The sequence below is a fragment of the Rhizobium sp. R86522 genome, assembly GCF_042466255.1.
GTDB lineage: Bacteria > Pseudomonadota > Alphaproteobacteria > Rhizobiales > Rhizobiaceae > Allorhizobium.
In genome coordinates, this window is record NZ_JAXHBX010000001.1 from 3,041,654 (window position 1) to 3,059,179 (window position 17,526).

The window sequence follows — 17,526 nt, forward strand, 5'->3', positions numbered from 1 at the left end:
GTTTTTCACCAGGTCTGGCGAAGGGTCGCGTAGATGGCGCGTCCGGGATTGTAGTAGAGGGCACCGCCGTCGTTGTTGGCGATGTGCTTTTCGTCGAACAGGTTGCTGACGTTCAGCTGGAAGCTCGTGTTCTCCTTGATCGCATAGGTGAAGGAGGCATCGAAGACCACCGCGCCATCGGATTTGCGGGTGTTGGCATTGTCGAAATAGTAGGAGCCGATGAAGCGCGCCCCTGCCCCGAACGTCATGTCGCCGCGATCACCGTTGCCTGGGAGCGTGTAGGTACCCCAGAGCGAGGCCATGTGCTCGGGAACCTGAGACATGCGCTTGCCGTTCACCGAGTTCGAAGCGGTGCTCGTATCCTCGATCTTCGAGTCGATGTAGCTGTATCCCGCGATCAGCCCGAAGCTCGGCGTGACCTCCAGCTTTGCTTCGAGATCCAGGCCGCGATGGCGCACTTTTTCGACCGTGGTCGCAAGGTAGAACGGTCCCTCGGATGTGGTGATGTTTTCGAGCGTCAGGTCGTAGATCGAGGCGGTGATCAGACCGGGGAAGGCGTCGGGACGATACTTGACGCCCACTTCGTACTGGGAGCCATAGAGAGGCTCGTTGCCCGTGCTTGGCGGGGCGACAAACTCGGCATAGCTGACATAGGCCGCCAGTTCCTCGGTGACCTTGTAGCTCAAACCGACGCGCTTGCTGAACTCACTGTAGTCGCGCGACTTGGACACCCGGGTCCCCAGATCGGTCTCTTCGAGATCGAGCCAGTCGTTGCGCAGGCCGACACTGGCCGTGACGCGGTCCGAGAAGATCAGATCCTGCTGCAGATAGATGGCCCGCGTGCTTCGGTCGTTGCTCTTGCGGGTCGAGAGCGGGATCGCCGACGGCAGACCTGCGTAGACGGGATTTTGCCAATCGATCGAAGGCGTGCCTGCGCCCCAGAGATAGCCGGACTCGTTGGTGGATTCGATGCTGTTGTAATCGGCACCCGCGAGGGTGCGGCTCTCCACCTGATCGAAGCTTGCCTCGTACAGCAGATGGGCATCGACTATGAACTGCTCGCTTGATCCGGAGCCGAGAGAGTAGATGCGGTTTGCCCTGGTGTCCGACAGGTCGGCAGCACCGCTGGAATCATAGATATAGGCAAAGCCGGTGTCGCGGTTGGAATTGCTGTAGCGCGCACTGGAATTGAAACTCAGGCCGTTGCCGAAATCGTGGTCGAACAGCATCGTATAGGTATTGCGGTTCGTCGCATCGTAGTTGAAATCGGGCTCCCCGAAGAACCGGTCCCGATCGAAATCCGTGTGGAGCGGATGGCCGCCACCGCTCGGTGTCACATTGCGGTCGAGGTGATCGAAGACGAATGTCAGATTGGTCATGTCGGCGGGACGCCAGGTCAAACCGCCCATGATGAAGTTCTCGTCGTTCTCCGAGAAATCATACTCACCGTCGGCCCGCTGGAACTTTCCGGTCAGGCGATAGGACAGGGTGTCGTCTTCCGTCAGATTGTCGCCGAAGTCTAAGCCCGTCTCCTTGTGGGCGAAGGATCCGACCGTGCCATAGACCTCGCCGAACCGCTCGCTGCGCGGCGTCTTCGTCACATAATTGATGGCACCACCCGGATCGGAAACGCCGAAGCCGGTCGAATTGGCGCCCTTCAGGATCTCAAGCCTCTCGAAGGCATAGGGTTCCTCCTTCACGCCCAGCCAGGTGCGGCCGATGGCGAGACCGTCGCGATAGGTGTAGGGCGAAAAGCCACGAATGGTGACGTAGTCGAAACGGTCGTCCGATCCGTAGAAATCGGTGGTCACGCCGGCCGTGTACTGCACGACCTTCTCGATGCTGTCCGCACCGCGCTGCTCGATTTCCCTGGATGTGACGACGGAAACGGTCGCAGGCGTTGTCAGGATCTCGCCGGGCATCTTGCCGACAGCGCTCGATTGGGTCGCGACGATCGACTTTGAATCCGCGTCAGCCTTGCCGGCCCCTTCGACGGTGATCGTCTGTAGAACGGTCGTGTCGCCGTCGGTATCGGCGTCCTGAGCGAGGGCGAATACCGGCATCAAGGCTACGAATGCCGTGCAGCCCAGAAGAATGCTGATGCGATGGCGAAGGGAGACGCGCGTGGCGCCCCGGGCGGAAATGGCTCTGATCATGTTGCTTCCAGAATTTGACGTTCCGACATTCCCACACGATGAACATTGAGGATCATCGTCGGGCGCCGACCGACACCGGATCCAGCTCTGCAGTCTCCTGTGGCCCTATCCCTGAGCCCCGGCCGCTGCAGTCCGAGATCGGATCGGTCTGCACGCCTTTAACTGGATAATTTTCATCCAGTATTGTAGATTTCTCTCTTTTGTAAAATCCCCCGGAAAATCAAGAGCCGATGTCGTCAGCTCGGTCCAAATTGCTTGACCCCAGGAATTGAAGCTGAGAGGGACAGTCAACTTAACCAAGGGATGATTGGGACCCATGCGGATCAATTTGCATCACCTGGCGCCTCTTGCAGCCATCTTGTTGTCCGTCTCCGGCTCGACGGTCGTTGCTGCCGAGGAGGCTGGCTTTCCCCTCGAGATCAGCCATGCGCTCGGGCAGACGACCGTTCCGGAAAAACCGCAACGCGTGGCAACCGTGGCCTGGGCCAATCACGAAGTCCCGCTTGCCCTCGGCATCGTGCCGGTCGGCATGGCGGCTGCGAATTTCGGTGACGACGACGGCGACGGGCTGCTGCCTTGGGTGTCGGAGCGCTTGAAGTCCCTGGGCGCCGAGGCCCCTACCCTGTTCGACGAGGGGGACGGGATCGACTTCGAGGCGGTTGCCGGGACGGCACCGGATGTGATTCTCGCCGCCTATTCGGGCTTGAGCCAATCCGACTACGACACCTTGAGCCAGATCGCCCCCGTTATCGCCTATCCGCAGGCGCCATGGTCGACGGATTGGCGTGAAACAATCCGCTTTGACAGTGCCGGCATGGGGATGGCGCCTGATGGCGAAGCGTTGATTGCAGACATCGAGCAGAAGATCGCAGCCGAGGTCGCCAAGTATCCTGAACTCAAGGGTAAACGGGCGATGTTCGTCACCCATCTCGACGCGACCGACCTCAGCATCGTCAATTTCTATACGACCCAGGACACCCGCGTTCGGTTCTTCGCCGATCTCGGACTTTCGATGCCGAAAAGCGTGATGCAGGCGTCGACGACCGGCAGCTTCGCCGGTTCGATCAGTGCCGAGCAGATCGATCTCTTCGATGACGTCGACATTCTCGTGACCTATGGCGATCAGGCCTTGATCGAGGCCATGAAGGCCAATCCTCTCCTGTCCCATATGCCGGCCGTGAAGCATGACGCCATCGTCACGCTCGGCCGCGATCCCGTGGGAACCGCAGCCAATCCCACGCCGCTGTCGATCACCTGGGTGTTGCCCGCCTATGTAGAAAAGCTCGCGGACGCGGCGCGAAAGACGGAATGATTTCTGCTCGCTCCCTTTCCTCCGCCCATCGGCCGTCTCTTCCGAAGACGGCCAAGGGCAGCGTCGTTTGGCTGGCTGCGGCGATCGCGGTCTGCATCGGCGTCGCCTTGCTGTCCCTCACCATCGGCACCCGCGATGTACCGCTGTCGGAGGTGCTGGCGGCCCTGTCCGGGGACGTCTCGACGCTTGACCGCGCCGCGGTTGCGACCCGTGTGCCGCGCACCGTTCTGGCACTGCTCGCCGGTGCGGCCCTTGGCCTTGCCGGCGCCGTCATGCAGGGCGTGACGCGCAATCCGCTCGCCGATCCCGGCATCCTCGGCGTCAATGTCGGCGCATCGCTTGCCGTTGTGGTGGGGGTGGCGTGGTTCGGCATCAGCTCGGCTGATGCCTTCATCTGGATTGCCATCGCGGGCGCCGCTGCCACAGCCGTCTTCGTCTATGTCATCGGTTCGATGGGACGCGGTGGCGCAACGCCGCTGAAGCTCGCACTTGCTGGTACGGCAACCGCGATCGCTTTTACATCGCTGGTGATTGCCGTCGTCTTGCCGCGTGCAGACATTGCCGGTGGCATCCGCTCCTGGCAGATCGGGGGCGTCGGGGGCGCCACCTTCGAGCGGATGGAGCACATCTATCCGTTTCTTCTGGTCGGGTTTCTGCTGTGCCTGCTTTCAGCCCGACGCCTGAATGCCCTGGCGCTCGGTGACGAACTCGCCGCGGGGCTTGGCGAGCGCGTGGCATTGGCGCGAGGCATGGCCACACTTGGTGCAGTCGTGCTGTGTGGCGCGACGACAGCCGTCTGCGGCCCGATCGGTTTCGTCGGCCTCGTTGTCCCGCATGCCTGCCGGCTGCTGGTGGGCGTGGATCATCGCTGGCTTCTGCCATTCTCCGCGATCGGCGGGGCCATCCTGCTGACGGCGAGTGATATTCTCGGTCGCCTTGCGGCACGCCCGTCCGAACTCGAGGTCGGCGTCGTGACCGCCCTTATCGGCGCGCCGGTCTTCATCTTCATCGTTCGTCGGCAGAAGGTGAGAGAGCTGTGACCCTTCTTCGATCAGATGCTTCCCTGACAGCAATAGTCGCGGCAAACCGCAAGCACCGAACGCGCCGGCGGCTGGTCATGCTGATCCTTATTTTGACCCTCATTCTCGCCGGCTTCACGCTGACGCTGATGGCCGGTCGCACCTTCACGCCGTTTGGAGACGTCATGCGCGTCCTCATCGGAGAACAGGTTGCCGGGGCAGGTTTCACGGTGGGGCAACTGCGCCTGCCGCGTGCCGTGCTCGCGATTGCGGCCGGCATGAGTTTCGGCCTCGGGGGAGCGGCCTTCCAGACGCTATTGCGCAATCCTCTCGCCAGCCCCGACATCATCGGCATCACCTCCGGCGCCAGCGCGGCAGCGGTGTTTGCGATCGTCGTGCTTTCACTCACGGGGCCGCTGGTCTCTCTTCTCGCCGTAGGTGCCGGCCTTGCAATCGCACTTCTGGTGCATGGCCTCGCCTCGAAGAACGGCGTTGCCGGCCCGAGGCTGATCCTTGTCGGGATTGGCGTCTCTGCCATGCTCGAAAGCATGATTGCCTACATCCTGTCGCGCGCGCCCGCCTTCAGCCTGCAGGAAGCGATGCGCTGGCTGACCGGCAGCCTCAACGGCGCCAAGCTGGATCAGGCCATTCCCCTGATCGTTGCCCTGATTGCGCTGGGCAGCCTGCTTCTGGCCAAGGCGCGCGATCTCGATGTCATGCGGGCCGGCGACGATACGGCAACCGCGCTCGGTGTAAACGTTGCCTCAACGAAACTCCTGGTCATCGTCTGTGCCGTCGGACTGATCGCCAGCGCGACCGCGGTCACGGGGCCGATTGCCTTCGTCGCCTTTCTCGCTGGGCCAATCGCAAGCGGCGTCTTCGGACGACGCAGCTCCATTCTCCTGCCGGCCGCCGTGGTCGGCGCCTTGCTGGTCCTTACGGCAGATTTCGTCGGCCAGTTTCTTTTGCCAAGCCGATACCCGGTCGGCGTGGTGACCGGGGCGCTCGGGGCACCCTACCTCATCACCCTGATCATCCGGAGCAACCGTCGGGGAGCTGCGACATGACCGATCAACGCCTCGAAGCAAAGACCCTTTCGGCCGGTTACGGTGAAAGCCTGGTCCTTCGGGACCTCGACCTCAGCCTTCCATCCGGCCAGATCACCGCCATCGTCGGCGCCAATGCCTGCGGCAAATCCACCTTGCTCAAGGCCATGTCGCGGCTGATCGAGCCCAAGGCCGGCGAGGTGATGCTCGACGGCAAGGCGCTCCACAAGCTGCCGACCCGCGAACTCGCGCGCCGGCTGGGGCTTCTGCCACAATCCCCGATCGCGCCTGATGGCATCACGGTCATGGATCTGGTGAGCCGTGGTCGCCATCCGCATCACGGCCTGTTTCAATCCTGGACCAGGGACGACGACAAGGCGGTCGCCGATGCCCTGGCGGCCACGCAGACGGCGGACCTGGCTGACCGGCCGGTGGACGAGCTTTCGGGTGGCCAGCGGCAACGGGTCTGGATCGCGATGGCACTCGCCCAGGAGACCGAATTGCTGCTGCTCGACGAGCCAACGACCTTTCTCGACATCAGCCACCAGATCGACGTTCTGGATCTCCTGACCGATCTCAACCGCAGCCGCGGCACGACCATCGTGATGGTCTTGCACGACCTGAACCTGGCAGCCCGCTACGGAGATCATCTGGTCGCCATGCTGGATGGAAGCCCCTTCCAAAGCGGCAGCCCGGACACGGTCTTGACCGAAGACATGGTGCGCCGGGTGTTCAACCTCGAGGCCCGGATCCTCACCGATCCGACCTCCGGCCGACCGATGATGCTCCCGATCGGGCGGCACCACATGCAACCCTCGTCCTCCCTCACTCGACTGGCGTTTTCATGACCGATCTTCAGCCCACCAAACTTTCAGGCATCGCCCGTCCCGCCGATGTCGGCGCCATGCTCGCCGAAATCTGCGAACACTTCGTCGAGCACTCGGACGTCGTTCACGCTGATGGCGTAGCCACGTTGAAATCGGAGGACTGGACGATCGACATCGTGACGGCCGAGGACGTGCTGCAGATCGAGATTAGCACCTTGGGCGAAGAGGCGCTGGCCGTCACCCGCACGATGTTTGCCGAACATCTTTTCTTTTTTGCCGGGGATGAACCCTTCTCGCTTGAGTGGTCAAAGCCAGCCGCGAAGGTGAAACCACCCGGTTTCCACGAGGCGACCGTCGTCGGCGTCAAGGATGTCACGCCAAGGATGCGGCGGGTGACGCTCTCCGTCGCCGACGTCACGCCCTTTCTCGATCGCAACATGCATGTACGGCTGCTCGTGCCGCCGAAAGATCAGACACCTGTCTGGCCTCACCTTCAGGAGAACGGACGCATCGGCTGGCCCGACGAGTTGCTCGTGCGGATCTACACGATCCGTTACGTCGACGCGGAAGCACGCCAGATCAGCCTGGATATCCTTCAGCATCCGGCCGAAGGTGTCGCCACACCGGGCGCGGATTTCGCGCGGGACTCTGAGATCGGCCAGCAGGTGGCGATCATGGGACCCGGCGGCGGCGGCTTGCCCGCTGCGCAGGACATCTTCTTTGCCGGCGACGAAAGTGCGCTGCCAGCGATTGCCCGGATGGTCGAGGAAGCGCCATCAGGCGTGACGATGCGGGCGATCATCGAAGTCGAAGATGCCGGTGAAGAACAGCCATTGCGAGGGTTGTCTCCGGTCCATGTCGAATGGCTGCACCGATCATCCTATTCGGTCGGCGATGCCTATGTTCTGGTCGATCGGGTGAAGACGGCGCTCAAGGACGTGGAGGACGAGACCTTCGTCTGGTTCGCGGGCGAAAAGGCGGATGTGCGGACGATCAAGCGTCATCTTGCCGAGAAGGCGCGCGACCGACGACGCCAATACGTCGCCTGGTATTGGGAGAAAGAGAGCTGAGAGCCCGAGCTTTTCAGCCCCCGGCGCCGAAGGGCCCGTTCCTCGCCATTTCAGGATACTGAACGGTTTCGTCGCTGCCGGTGTCGACAGACTGGGAAGCCGGGACGGAAAGACGCACGCCAAAGCCGCCTGCAGCGCTTGTCACCCGTTCATCGATGAACGTGATGCCCGCTTCTTCGAGAACGGCGCTTATCTGAGCGCGCGCGCTTGCTTCATCCTCGGCGCCCTCGTCAGCGTTCTCCAGTCGCTCGAGCGTTGAGACAGAAAGGCCAACTCGGTCGGCGAGCTGCGCCTGCGTCATGCCGAGCAGCATTCTGGCTGCTGAAACCTGTTTTCCTGTGGTCACGGACGTCCTTTCGGGTTTGCTTGACGCAAGCGTCGAAACCACTCGCCGTAAGGCTAACTAGAAGCGCGTGGCTGCTGATCAAGCTTTCGTCACCCCGTTGAGCGGAACACGTCGAGGCCGCCCGCGCAATTTTCAAGGGTCCGCCCGAGCGAGATACGCCAGGATTCGCGAATATTCCGTCGAATAAACAGGCATTTGATAAAACCGGCAGAGCAAATTCAGAAGAATCTTAAGGAACGCGTGCTGAATTAGGAGCTCAAGGGAGACCCATCATGCGCTTCATCGTTTCAACCGTCCTCTGTCTTTTCCTGACTTGCCTTGCCGGTGCGGCATCGGCCGCGGGCGAGGTATGGATGGCGGCTAAGGCGACGGCACAGGTCGCCTACACCGTCGACAAGAAAACCTGGGTTCCGCTCAAGAGAGGCATGCAGGTGCCCAACAAGGCCTGGATCTCGACCGGGCCGCGGGGGCGGTTGCAGCTGGTGCGCGGTACGGAAAGCATCGCCTTTCAGCCGAATACACTGGCGGCGATCATTACCCGGGGCCAGGATATCAGCCGCAAGACCGAGGTGGTTCAGCAGGTGGGCGAGATCAGCCTCGAAATCGAGAAACGGCAGCGTCCGCATACGACGGTGCAGACCCCGTTCCTGGCGGCCGTGGTCAAGGGTACGCAATTCACCGTCAAGGTCGGCAAGGCCAATGCTGCGGTCGCTGTCGAACGGGGCCTGGTCCAGGTGACCAGTTTCGGCAGTGGTGAACGCAGTGACCTGGGTGCCGGCCAGGGTGCGCAGGTGGATGCATCCGGCATGACCGTCGCCGGGCTTTCGGAAAAACCGCAGATCACGCGTGTGGCGCCGTCGCAGGCCAAGGTTCCGGCCGCAGGCAGCGTCGTCAAGGCGACGTCGACGATGGATGAAGCCAAGGGCGCTATGGACGCGGGCAAATCCAAAAGCAGCGTTGCTGGCAACAGCAATGCTGGTGGCAACGGCAACGGTGGCGGCAACGGCAACGGCGGCGGAAACGGCAACGGTGGCGGCAACGGCAACGGTGGCGGAAACGGCAACGGTGGCGGCAACGGCAACGGTGGCGGAAACGGCAACGGTGGCGGAAACGGCAACGGTGGCGGCAACGGCAATGCCGGCGGAAACGGCAACGGTGGCGGCAACGGCAATGCCGGCGGAAACGGCAACGGTGGCGGCAACGGCAATGCCGGCGGAAACGGCAACGGTGGCGGAAACGGCAACGGCAATGCCGGCGGAAATGGCAACGGCAAAAGCGACCGCTGATGATGATGGCTTTCGTCACACCACCGCCAGGATACGCGCATGACGGATAGCATTCGCCCTGCACGTGGCTTCCTCGCAAGGCTGGTTTCGTTTCGGGTCGCCATGATCGCCGTGATCATGGCGCTGCCGCTCATCTTGCCATCAATCTCGGTCGTACAGCATCTCGACAACGATCTGAGCGCCTTTCGCGCCGCTGCGGCCCCCCGTGCTGCCAGCGGCGACTTCGTATTCGTCGCGATCGACAAGAAAAGCCTGATCGAGGTTGGCACCTGGCCCTGGCCGCGCGCCGTACATGCCGAGCTGATCGACAGGCTCGTGGCGTCTGGCGCTCAGGACATCTTCCTGGATATCGACTTCAGCACGCCCTCCCAGCCGGAAAATGATGTCCGGCTTGCAAAAGCTCTCGAAGAGGCCGGTGGCGGTGTCATCCTGCCGATTTTCCGTCAGCAGTTCGGTGCCAGGTCATCGGATCCGTTGACTGTGACTGCGCCGCTGCCGATCTTTGCGGAGCATTCCTGGCCGGCTTTGGTGGACGTTGCGCTTGATGACGATGGCTTGATGCGGTCCTTCCCGGTGACGGAACTCATCGACGGTATTCCGACGCAGTCGGCGCCCGCAGTCCTTGCCGGCTACAGTGATGCACGGACCAGCCGGCTCGAGATCGACTTCTCCATTCGGCCTGAAACAGTTCCCACCTATTCGGTCACCGATATCCTCTCCGGCGCTGTCGGAGGCGATGCCATCGATGGCAAGTCGGTGGTGGTCGGCGCTTATGCGACGGAACTGAAGGACCTCTTTGCGGTGCCCGTCTACGGCATCCTCAGCGGGCCGATGCTGCATGTGCTGGCGACGGAGACACTGGTCCAGGAGCGAATTCTCCGGCCACTGCGCACCGAGCCGATCGGCCTGCTGCTCGCGGCCTTGATCATCGCCTATACGCTGACATTCCATCGCCAGTTGCTGGGCGTGCCGCTCGCAGCGTCCGCAGCCTTGCTGACGATTGCCGAGGCGGTCTCCTTCCTCCTCTACAAGCACGAGGCCCTGGTCTTCCACACCGCCAGCCTTTGGCTGATGTTCGCCTTCGGCTTTTTCATGCTGATGGCCGAAAAAGTGGGGCTCAGCGGATGGCTCGCGGAGCTCGCGGTAACGGAGAATCGCGACATTCGCCGTGTCCTGAAGCGCATCATCAATGACAGCATCGACCCGGTCATCGTGCTCGATCAGAAGCGTAACCTGCTCGATGCAAGCCAGACCCTGAGCGGCGTGCTCGAACGCGACGAAGCGGTTGTGCGCGGTAGCAATCTGAGTGTGTTTGCGCCCCCTGCCCTCACCGAGGCTCTGCTCGCTCTCGAAGCGATCCACATCACAGAGCCCCAGCAGATTCACAGCCAGACCGTTGCACTCGACATTCCGGGCCGAAAGGGCCGGCGCCATCTCGAAGCCGCCATTACGATCTCGCCCTTCGAAAGCCGTGGCGGCCAGGGGCTGTCACCGGTCGGCTCACATGTAACCTGCATCAGCCTGCGAGACGTGACGGCCCGCCGCCTCTACGAAACCAAGCTCGAAGAGATGGCACGGGTCGACGACCTCACCGGGCTCCTGACCCGACGCGGCCTGATCGACGCGATGGCAGCCACCGGACGCGGCTTCTCCGTCTTTGCCATCGACCTGCATCGCTTCGGTCATCTGAATGAAATGCTCGGCCGGGAAAAAGGCGACAGCGTCCTTCAGGCCGTCGCCGCCCGACTTCGGCGCCATGCGGGGATAGACGGCCTGACGGCCCGGCTTGCTGGCGACGTTCTCTGCTTGGCGACCGCCGGCATCGAGAGCGAGGATGCACTCGCTGAAAGTGCCGCGCAGTTGCTCGCACTCTTCGACACGCCCTTCGGTATCGACGGGATCAAGATCGAACTCAACGCCCGCATCGGCGCCTGCAGTGGCTCGGAAAACCTCGGCAGCCCGGGGAAATGGATCGAAGCAGCCGAACTGGCGCTCATCGATGCCAAACGGGTCGGAGGAAGTGGCTGGCGGGCGTATGACCCCGCCTCGACGCTGCGCAGGGCCCGCTCAAGGCTGCTCGAAGCAGAGCTGCGCACCGGGCTCGATCAGGGACAGTTTTTCCTGCTCTTTCAGCCCCAGGTCGCCCTCACCTCCGGGCGGCTCGTGGGCGCCGAGGCGCTTTTACGGTGGCAGCATCCGACGCTCGGCATGATTTCGCCGGCGGAATTCATCAGCATCTCGGAAGCCAATGGCTTCATCTGCGATCTCGGCCAGTTCATGTTCCGGGAGGCCTGCAAGGCCGCCACGAACTGGCCCTCGCATGTCAGCGTCGCGGTCAACATTTCCCCGGTCCAGTTTCTGCGCGGCGATCTGCTTTCCGACATCCGTGCGGCGCTCGACGCCAGCGGTCTTCAGCCACATCGGCTGCATGTCGAGATCACCGAATCCATCTTCGTCGAACGCTCCGAGGAGCTTCTCACCAAACTGGATGCGCTGCGTGATCTCGGCGTGACCATTGCCCTCGACGACTTCGGGACAGGTTATTCATCGCTCAGCTACATCTCCAGCCTGCCGCTCGACAAGCTGAAGATCGATCAGTCCTTCGTCCGTGACATGGTCAGCGATCCCGCAGCCCAGAGTATCGTTCAGGCGGTCATGACGCTCGCCCACGGCCTCGGCCTCAAGGTGGTCGGCGAGGGTATCGAAAATGCGCTGCAGGCGGAAATGCTCACGGCCATGGGCTGCGAAGAAGGGCAAGGCTATCTCTTCGGCCGGCCGCAGTCGGCCCGCCAGGTCCAGGCCCTGTCGGCCGCCCACTCGCTGCTTTCCGGCGGCCATGAAGCCTCTGTCAGCGCCCTGGCGCAGGCCGGGTGAGGACAAAGGCCGCACAGGCGACGAGGATGACGCCGATCAGCAGCTTCAGCCAAAGCTGCGGTGGCCCGAAGAAGACAACAATGCCGTAGCTCAGGGTCATCAACGACACCGATGCAATCTTGGCCCTTTGCGAAATCGCGCCTTCACGACGCCAGTCGATCAGGGGCTGTCCATAGCGGGGGTGGTCGAGCAACCATTGCTCGAAGCGCGGGGAAGACCGGGCGAAGAGCGCGGCGGCGAGGATCATGAAAGGCGTCGTGGGCAAGACCGGCAGGAAAATGCCGATGACACCGATCCCGACCATCAGCCAGGCGCAGCCAAGAATGAGCAGGCGCATCAAGTCCCCTTCGCTGGCTGCCGTCGCTTCGACTGGAGATATGGCATGATTCGGGATCGACAAGGATTTTGAGGATTGCGGCAAATGCGGCGATTTTTCGTTTGCGCCGCAACAGGCTGAAATGCATCCTTGCCCGGCAATCCCACATTCAGGAATTCAACTGACATGTCCAAGGTTACCCTCGTGCTCGGCGCCGGCATTATCGGCGTTTCCACAGCCATCCATCTCGCCCGCCGCGGGCGTTCGGTGGTGCTGGTGGACCGCCGGGGCGCCGGTGAGGAAACCTCTTTCGGCAATGCGGGCCTGATCCAGCGCGAGGGCGTCGTGCCCTACGGTTTCCCGCAGGAACTCGGGATGCTGATCCGCTACGGTTTCAACAACCGGATCGACGCGCATTATCATGCAAGCGCGATGCTGAAGCTCGTGCCGTTCCTGTCCCGCTACTGGTGGCATTCGAACAAGAGCCGCCATCAGGCGATTGCACGCGCCTATGCGCCACTGATCGAAAACTCGATCACCGAGCATCAGGACCTGATCCAGGCGGCCAAGGCCGACCATCTGATCCGCAAGGATGGCTGGATGGAGATCTTCCGCACGACGGCCAAACGCGACGGCGAGCTTGCCGAGGCCGCTCGCCTCGCCCGCGAATATGGCGTCAGCTACAGGGCCTTGAACCGCGAAGAGCTGGCCAAGGAAGAGCCACATATCAGGGGCGACTTCGTCGGCGGTCTGAAGTGGAACGACCCCTGGTCGGTCACCAATCCGCATGGCCTGACGCAAGCCTATCTCACCTATTTTCAGTCGATTGGCGGGCGCTTCGTCAAGGGCGACGCCACATCGCTGGAAACGGGCGCTTCCGGCAAGGGCTGGCGCGTAAAGACCGATGACGGGATGGTCGATGGCGACGATGTGGTGCTGGCACTTGGCCCCTGGTCGGAGGAAGTCACCCGAAAGTTCGGCTACCGCTTCCTGCTCGGCGTCAAGCGCGGCTACCACATGCACTACGCGCCCGAGGGCAATGCCGTCCTCAACAACTGGACCATGGATGCCGAGCGCGGCTATTTCCTGGCACCTATGGAAAAGGGCATTCGCCTGACGACGGGTGCGGAATTTGCCAATCGCGATGCGCCCAAGTCTCCCGTCCAGCTCGCCCGGGCGGAAAAGGTGGCGCGCGACATCTTCCCGCTGGCCGACAGGCTCGACGCCGAACCCTGGATGGGCGCCCGCCCCTGCACGCCCGACATGATGCCGGTCATCGGCAAGGCGCCGCGCCACGAGGGCATGTGGTTCGCGTTTGGCCATGCGCATCACGGCCTGACGCTGGGTCCGGTCACGGGCCGTCTGATCGGGGAAATGATGGACGGGGAGAAGACATTCATCGACGCAAAGGCCTGGAGCCCTGAGCGTTTTCGCCCCTGAAAAACAACGCGTTTCTAGCCCCCTTCTCAGGGGGCTAGCCTTTTTGGCGCCGAGGTGGTAGTCATCCCTCATAATTTGATCAAATTGTTTCCCGGTGGAAACAGGCCGGAACGAAGCTCGCGTCGCAAGAACGCCGCCGGTCGAGGGGATCAGGAAAAGACGGACAGTGGCATGCGCCGGTGTTTGATCCATAACGCGAAAAGCGTCTATCGTTAGCGGACCAGCATCCGTTCGCGCCCTTATGCGTGTTTCGAACCCGATCGACATCAGCCACACGGTGATCCATGGACATGGCCGAAGAGGCACGCGAATTCTTCGCGGCAAATCCCGATATTGAAGTACTTGAAGCCTTCGTCATTGACGTGAACGGCGTGCCACGCGGCAAGTGGATCCCACGCGAGCGGGCCATCGACGTCTTGACCAAGGGCATGGCCATGCCGCGCTCGGTCTATGCCCTCGACGTATGGGGCCGCGACGTGAATGCCGCGGGCCTTGCCGAGGGAACCGGCGATCCTGATGGCATCTGCTTTCCGGTTCCGGGAACGCTCTCGCGCGTGACCTGGCTGTCGCGCCCGACGGCGCAGGTGCTCTTGCAAATGCACACGCAGGAAGGCGAGAGCTTCTACGCCGATCCGCGCCAGGTGCTCGGCAACGTGATGAAGCGCTTCACAGCGGCGAAACTGACGCCTGTCGTTGCCACAGAACTCGAATTCTACCTGATCGACCCGGTGCGCTCGGCGCTCGATCCGGTACGTCCGCCAAATACGCGAGACGGTCGCTGGCATACCGGCCAGACGCAGGTTCTGTCGATCTCCGAACTGCAGGACTTCGAAGAGGTCTTCCACGGCATTTCGACGGCCGCCCGCGCCCAGAACGTGCCGGCCGATACGACGTTGCGCGAAAACGGTCCCGGTCAGTACGAGATCAACCTCAATCACGTGCCGGATGCGCTGGCGGCTGCGGACTATGCGGTATTGCTCAAGCGCATCGTCAAGGGTGTGGCGCGCGCCAGCGATCTCGACGCCACCTTCATGGCCAAGCCCTATGGCACCCAGGCCGGTAGCGGCATGCATGTGCATTTCTCGATCCTGAACGAGAAGGGCGAGAACATCTATGTCGGCGAGGATGGACCCTCGGACGCCCTTTTCCATTCGGTCGGCGGGCTTCTCGAAAGCATGGGCGAGAGCATGGCGATCTTTGCACCGCACCAGAACTCCTATCGCCGCCTGCGCCCATCCGAACATGCGCCGACCTATGCGTCCTGGGGCTTCGATAACCGGTCTGCTGCCGTTCGCGTCATCACCGCATCGAAGCCTGCGACTCGCATCGAGCATCGCGTCGCCGGATCCGACACCAATCCCTATCTGGTTCTCGCCATGATCCTGTCGGCGGCGCTCGCCGGCATGAAGGAGAAGCTTTCGCCCGGTGGGGCGATCTCCGGCGACGACCATGCCGTCAACCACGAGCCGCTGCCGACCAACTGGGACTATGCGCTTCAGCGCTTTGGCAAGTCGAGCTTTGCCTATGCGGCGCTCGGGCCGAAATATCGCAGCCTTTATACCGCCTGCAAGCAGCAGGAACTCTCGGAGTTCTCGCTGCGTGTGACCGACGTCGAATACGACGCCTATATCCGGACCGTGTGAGGTGAAGCCATGACGAAGTCGATCGGACCCAATCCCGGCCATGCGGCCACCTATTACGCAGCCTCTGCCCGCGACAAGCGCGTGCGCCCGAAGCTTGACGGCCAGCACACGGCCGACATCTGCATCATCGGCGCCGGCTTTACCGGCATTTCGGCAGCCCTTGAGCTTTCGGAAAAGGGCTATGCCGTGATCGTTCTCGAAGGCGATCGGATCGGCTTCGGCGCCTCGGGTCGCAATGGCGGTCAGATCGTCAACGGCTATAGCCGTGATCTTGAAACGATTGCAAAACGCTACGGGCAGGAAAAGGCGGATCGGCTCGGCGAGATGTCGCTCGAGGGTGGTCGGATCATCCGCGAGCGCGTGGCGAAATACGGGATCGAATGCGATCTCGTCGACGGCGGGTTCTTCGCAGCCTTCACCGACAAGCAGGTGAAGGAGATGGCGGACGTCCGGGCCCACTGGATGAAGCATGGGCATGACGGGCTGGAGATGGTCTCCAAGGCCGAGGTCGCCAAGTATGCCAAGACCGACCGCTATGTCGGCGGCATGATCGATCGCCACGGCGGCCATATCCATCCGCTCGATCTGGTGCTCGGCGAGGCGGCAGCGGCCGAAAGCCTCGGCGCCAAGATCTTTGAAAACTCCAAGGTCGTGCATCTCGACACCGGCCCGCAGCCCTTCGTCTGCACCGAGGGCGGCATTGTCAGGGCCAAGCACATTCTCGTCTGCGGCAATGCCTATATGGCCGGCATCGCGCCGAAGGTGACCGAGAAGATGATGCCGGTCTCCAGCCAGGTGATGGCCACGGAGCCGCTCGATGCCAAGCTGATCGAGGAACTGCTGCCCTCCAATTACTGCGTCGAAGATGCAAACTACGTGCTCGACTATTACCGCCGCACCGCCGACAACCGCCTGCTTTACGGCGGCGGCATCGGCTATGGCGGCCAGGACCCTAAGAACCTGACGGGCGTCATCCGGCCGAACATGCTGAAAACCTTCCCGCAGCTGAAGGACGTGAAGATCGACTATGCCTGGAGCGGCAATTTTGCCCTCACGCTGACCCGCATCCCGCATATGGGCAAGCTGTCGGACACGGTCTACTTCTCGCATGGCGACAGCGGCCATGGCGTGACGACGACGCATCTGCTTGGCAAGATCCTTGGCGAGGCTGTTCATGGCCAGATGAGCCGCTTCGATGTCTGGTCGTCGTTGCAGGCCTATCCGTTCCCGGGCGGGCGCATGTTCCGCGTGCCGTTCACGGCACTCGGTGCCTGGTATTACGGCATGCGTGATCGGCTCGGCGTTTGAGGAAAGAAGAGATGACCCGCACCGTCACCGTCGCCGCCACCCAGATGGCCTGCACATGGGATCTGCCCGGCAATATCGTACGGGCCGAAAAGCTCGTGCGCGAGGCTGCCGCAAAGGGCGCACAAATCGTCCTGATCCAGGAGCTGTTCGAGGCACCTTATTTCTGCCAGGACCAGATCGCCGAGTTCTTCGATCTCGCCAAGCCGGCCCATGACAATGCACTGATCGAGCACTTCGCAGCGCTTGCCGAAGAGCTCAACGTCGTCATTCCCGTCAGCTTCTTCGAAAAGGCCGGGCAGACGTTCTTCAACAGCGTGGCCATCGTCGACGCGACCGGGGACGTGCTCGGCATCTATCGCAAGAGCCATATTCCTGATGGTCCTGGATATACCGAGAAGTTCTACTTCTCGCCCGGCGATACCGGTTTCGAAGTCTGGGAGACGCGGCATGCGGCGATCGGCGTCGGCATCTGCTGGGACCAGTGGTTCCCGGAGGCGGCCCGTGCCATGGCGCTGCAAGGCGCCGAACTTCTGTTCTATCCGACCGCGATCGGCTCGGAGCCGCAGGATGCGAGCCTCGACAGCTCCGGCCATTGGCAGCGGGTGATGCAGGGGCATGCAGCGGCCAATCTCATGCCGGTCATCGCGTCGAATTGGATCGGCAAGGAAGATGGTCGCAAGGGTACCTCGCTTACCTTCTACGGCTCGTCCTTCATCTGCGACCAGACCGGTTCAATGGTGGCAACTGCCGACCGGGAGACTGAGACGGTGTTGACCGCGACCTTCGACCTCGATGGAATCGCAAGGCAGCGCGCCAGCTGGGGCCTGTTCCGAGACCGCCGGCCGGAGCTTTACGGCCCGCTCCTGGGTTACGAGGGCTGAAG

General features: G+C 62.3%; 14 protein-coding genes. 11 read left to right on the forward strand and 3 right to left on the reverse strand.

The window, feature by feature from the left end:
* Positions 1-5: 5 nt before the first annotated feature.
* Positions 6-2,156, reverse strand: coding sequence for a TonB-dependent siderophore receptor (locus tag SJY08_RS14780; RefSeq protein ID WP_377276581.1), 2,151 nt, complete (start codon positions 2,154-2,156; stop codon positions 6-8).
* 322 nt (positions 2,157-2,478) lie between these two features.
* Between SJY08_RS14780 and SJY08_RS14785 the strand changes: the two genes are divergently transcribed.
* The 5 genes from SJY08_RS14785 to SJY08_RS14805 all read left to right on the forward strand — a co-directional run bounded on the left by SJY08_RS14785 (position 2,479) and on the right by SJY08_RS14805 (position 7,430).
* On the forward strand, positions 2,479-3,468 hold the full coding sequence (locus SJY08_RS14785; RefSeq protein ID WP_377278621.1) for an iron-siderophore ABC transporter substrate-binding protein: 990 nt from the start codon (positions 2,479-2,481) through the stop codon (positions 3,466-3,468).
* A complete protein-coding gene (locus SJY08_RS14790) occupies positions 3,465-4,508 on the forward strand; it encodes a FecCD family ABC transporter permease (RefSeq protein ID WP_377276583.1) in 1,044 nt (347 codons plus the stop codon). Before SJY08_RS14785 ends, SJY08_RS14790 begins: the two co-directional genes overlap by 4 nt.
* A gap of 77 nt (positions 4,509-4,585) precedes the next feature.
* Positions 4,586-5,554, forward strand: a complete 969-nt coding sequence (locus tag SJY08_RS14795; RefSeq protein ID WP_377276585.1) for a FecCD family ABC transporter permease — start codon at positions 4,586-4,588, stop codon at positions 5,552-5,554.
* Complete coding sequence (locus SJY08_RS14800; protein ID WP_377276587.1) at positions 5,551-6,381, forward strand: ABC transporter ATP-binding protein; 831 nt, start codon at positions 5,551-5,553, stop codon at positions 6,379-6,381. The genes SJY08_RS14795 and SJY08_RS14800 overlap by 4 nt, the downstream gene beginning before the upstream one ends.
* Positions 6,378-7,430, forward strand: coding sequence for a DUF2218 domain-containing protein (locus SJY08_RS14805; RefSeq protein WP_377276589.1), 1,053 nt, complete (start codon positions 6,378-6,380; stop codon positions 7,428-7,430). Before SJY08_RS14800 ends, SJY08_RS14805 begins: the two co-directional genes overlap by 4 nt.
* Before the next feature lie 13 nt (positions 7,431-7,443).
* Here SJY08_RS14805 and SJY08_RS14810 read toward each other — a convergent pair whose 3' ends face one another.
* Positions 7,444-7,776, reverse strand: a complete 333-nt coding sequence (locus SJY08_RS14810) for a helix-turn-helix transcriptional regulator (protein ID WP_150127448.1) — start codon at positions 7,774-7,776, stop codon at positions 7,444-7,446.
* A 272-nt stretch (positions 7,777-8,048) separates the two neighbouring features.
* On the opposite strand from SJY08_RS14810, the gene SJY08_RS14815 reads away from it, so the two are divergent.
* On the forward strand, positions 8,049-9,062 hold the full coding sequence (locus SJY08_RS14815; protein ID WP_377276591.1) for a FecR domain-containing protein: 1,014 nt from the start codon (positions 8,049-8,051) through the stop codon (positions 9,060-9,062).
* A gap of 39 nt (positions 9,063-9,101) precedes the next feature.
* Positions 9,102-11,936, forward strand: a complete 2,835-nt coding sequence (locus SJY08_RS14820) for an EAL domain-containing protein (protein WP_377276593.1) — start codon at positions 9,102-9,104, stop codon at positions 11,934-11,936.
* Here the strand turns inward: SJY08_RS14820 and SJY08_RS14825 are convergent.
* Complete coding sequence (locus SJY08_RS14825; protein ID WP_054150777.1) at positions 11,911-12,273, reverse strand: YbaN family protein; 363 nt, start codon at positions 12,271-12,273, stop codon at positions 11,911-11,913. The genes SJY08_RS14820 and SJY08_RS14825 overlap by 26 nt on opposite strands.
* A gap of 165 nt (positions 12,274-12,438) precedes the next feature.
* On the opposite strand from SJY08_RS14825, the gene SJY08_RS14830 reads away from it, so the two are divergent.
* The 4 genes from SJY08_RS14830 to aguB all read left to right on the forward strand — a co-directional run bounded on the left by SJY08_RS14830 (position 12,439) and on the right by aguB (position 17,524).
* The gene (locus SJY08_RS14830) at positions 12,439-13,692 is read left to right on the forward strand and encodes an NAD(P)/FAD-dependent oxidoreductase (RefSeq protein WP_377276596.1); all 1,254 of its coding nucleotides are present in this window, start codon (positions 12,439-12,441) and stop codon (positions 13,690-13,692) included.
* A gap of 284 nt (positions 13,693-13,976) precedes the next feature.
* The gene (locus SJY08_RS14835; protein ID WP_054150779.1) at positions 13,977-15,335 is read left to right on the forward strand and encodes a glutamine synthetase family protein; all 1,359 of its coding nucleotides are present in this window, start codon (positions 13,977-13,979) and stop codon (positions 15,333-15,335) included.
* Between the two features lie 9 nt (positions 15,336-15,344).
* Positions 15,345-16,643, forward strand: a complete 1,299-nt coding sequence (locus SJY08_RS14840; RefSeq protein WP_054150780.1) for an FAD-binding oxidoreductase — start codon at positions 15,345-15,347, stop codon at positions 16,641-16,643.
* Positions 16,644-16,654: 11 nt separating this feature from the next.
* A complete protein-coding gene (gene aguB, locus SJY08_RS14845) occupies positions 16,655-17,524 on the forward strand; it encodes an N-carbamoylputrescine amidase (RefSeq protein WP_377276598.1) in 870 nt (289 codons plus the stop codon).
* Positions 17,525-17,526 lie beyond the last annotated feature (2 nt).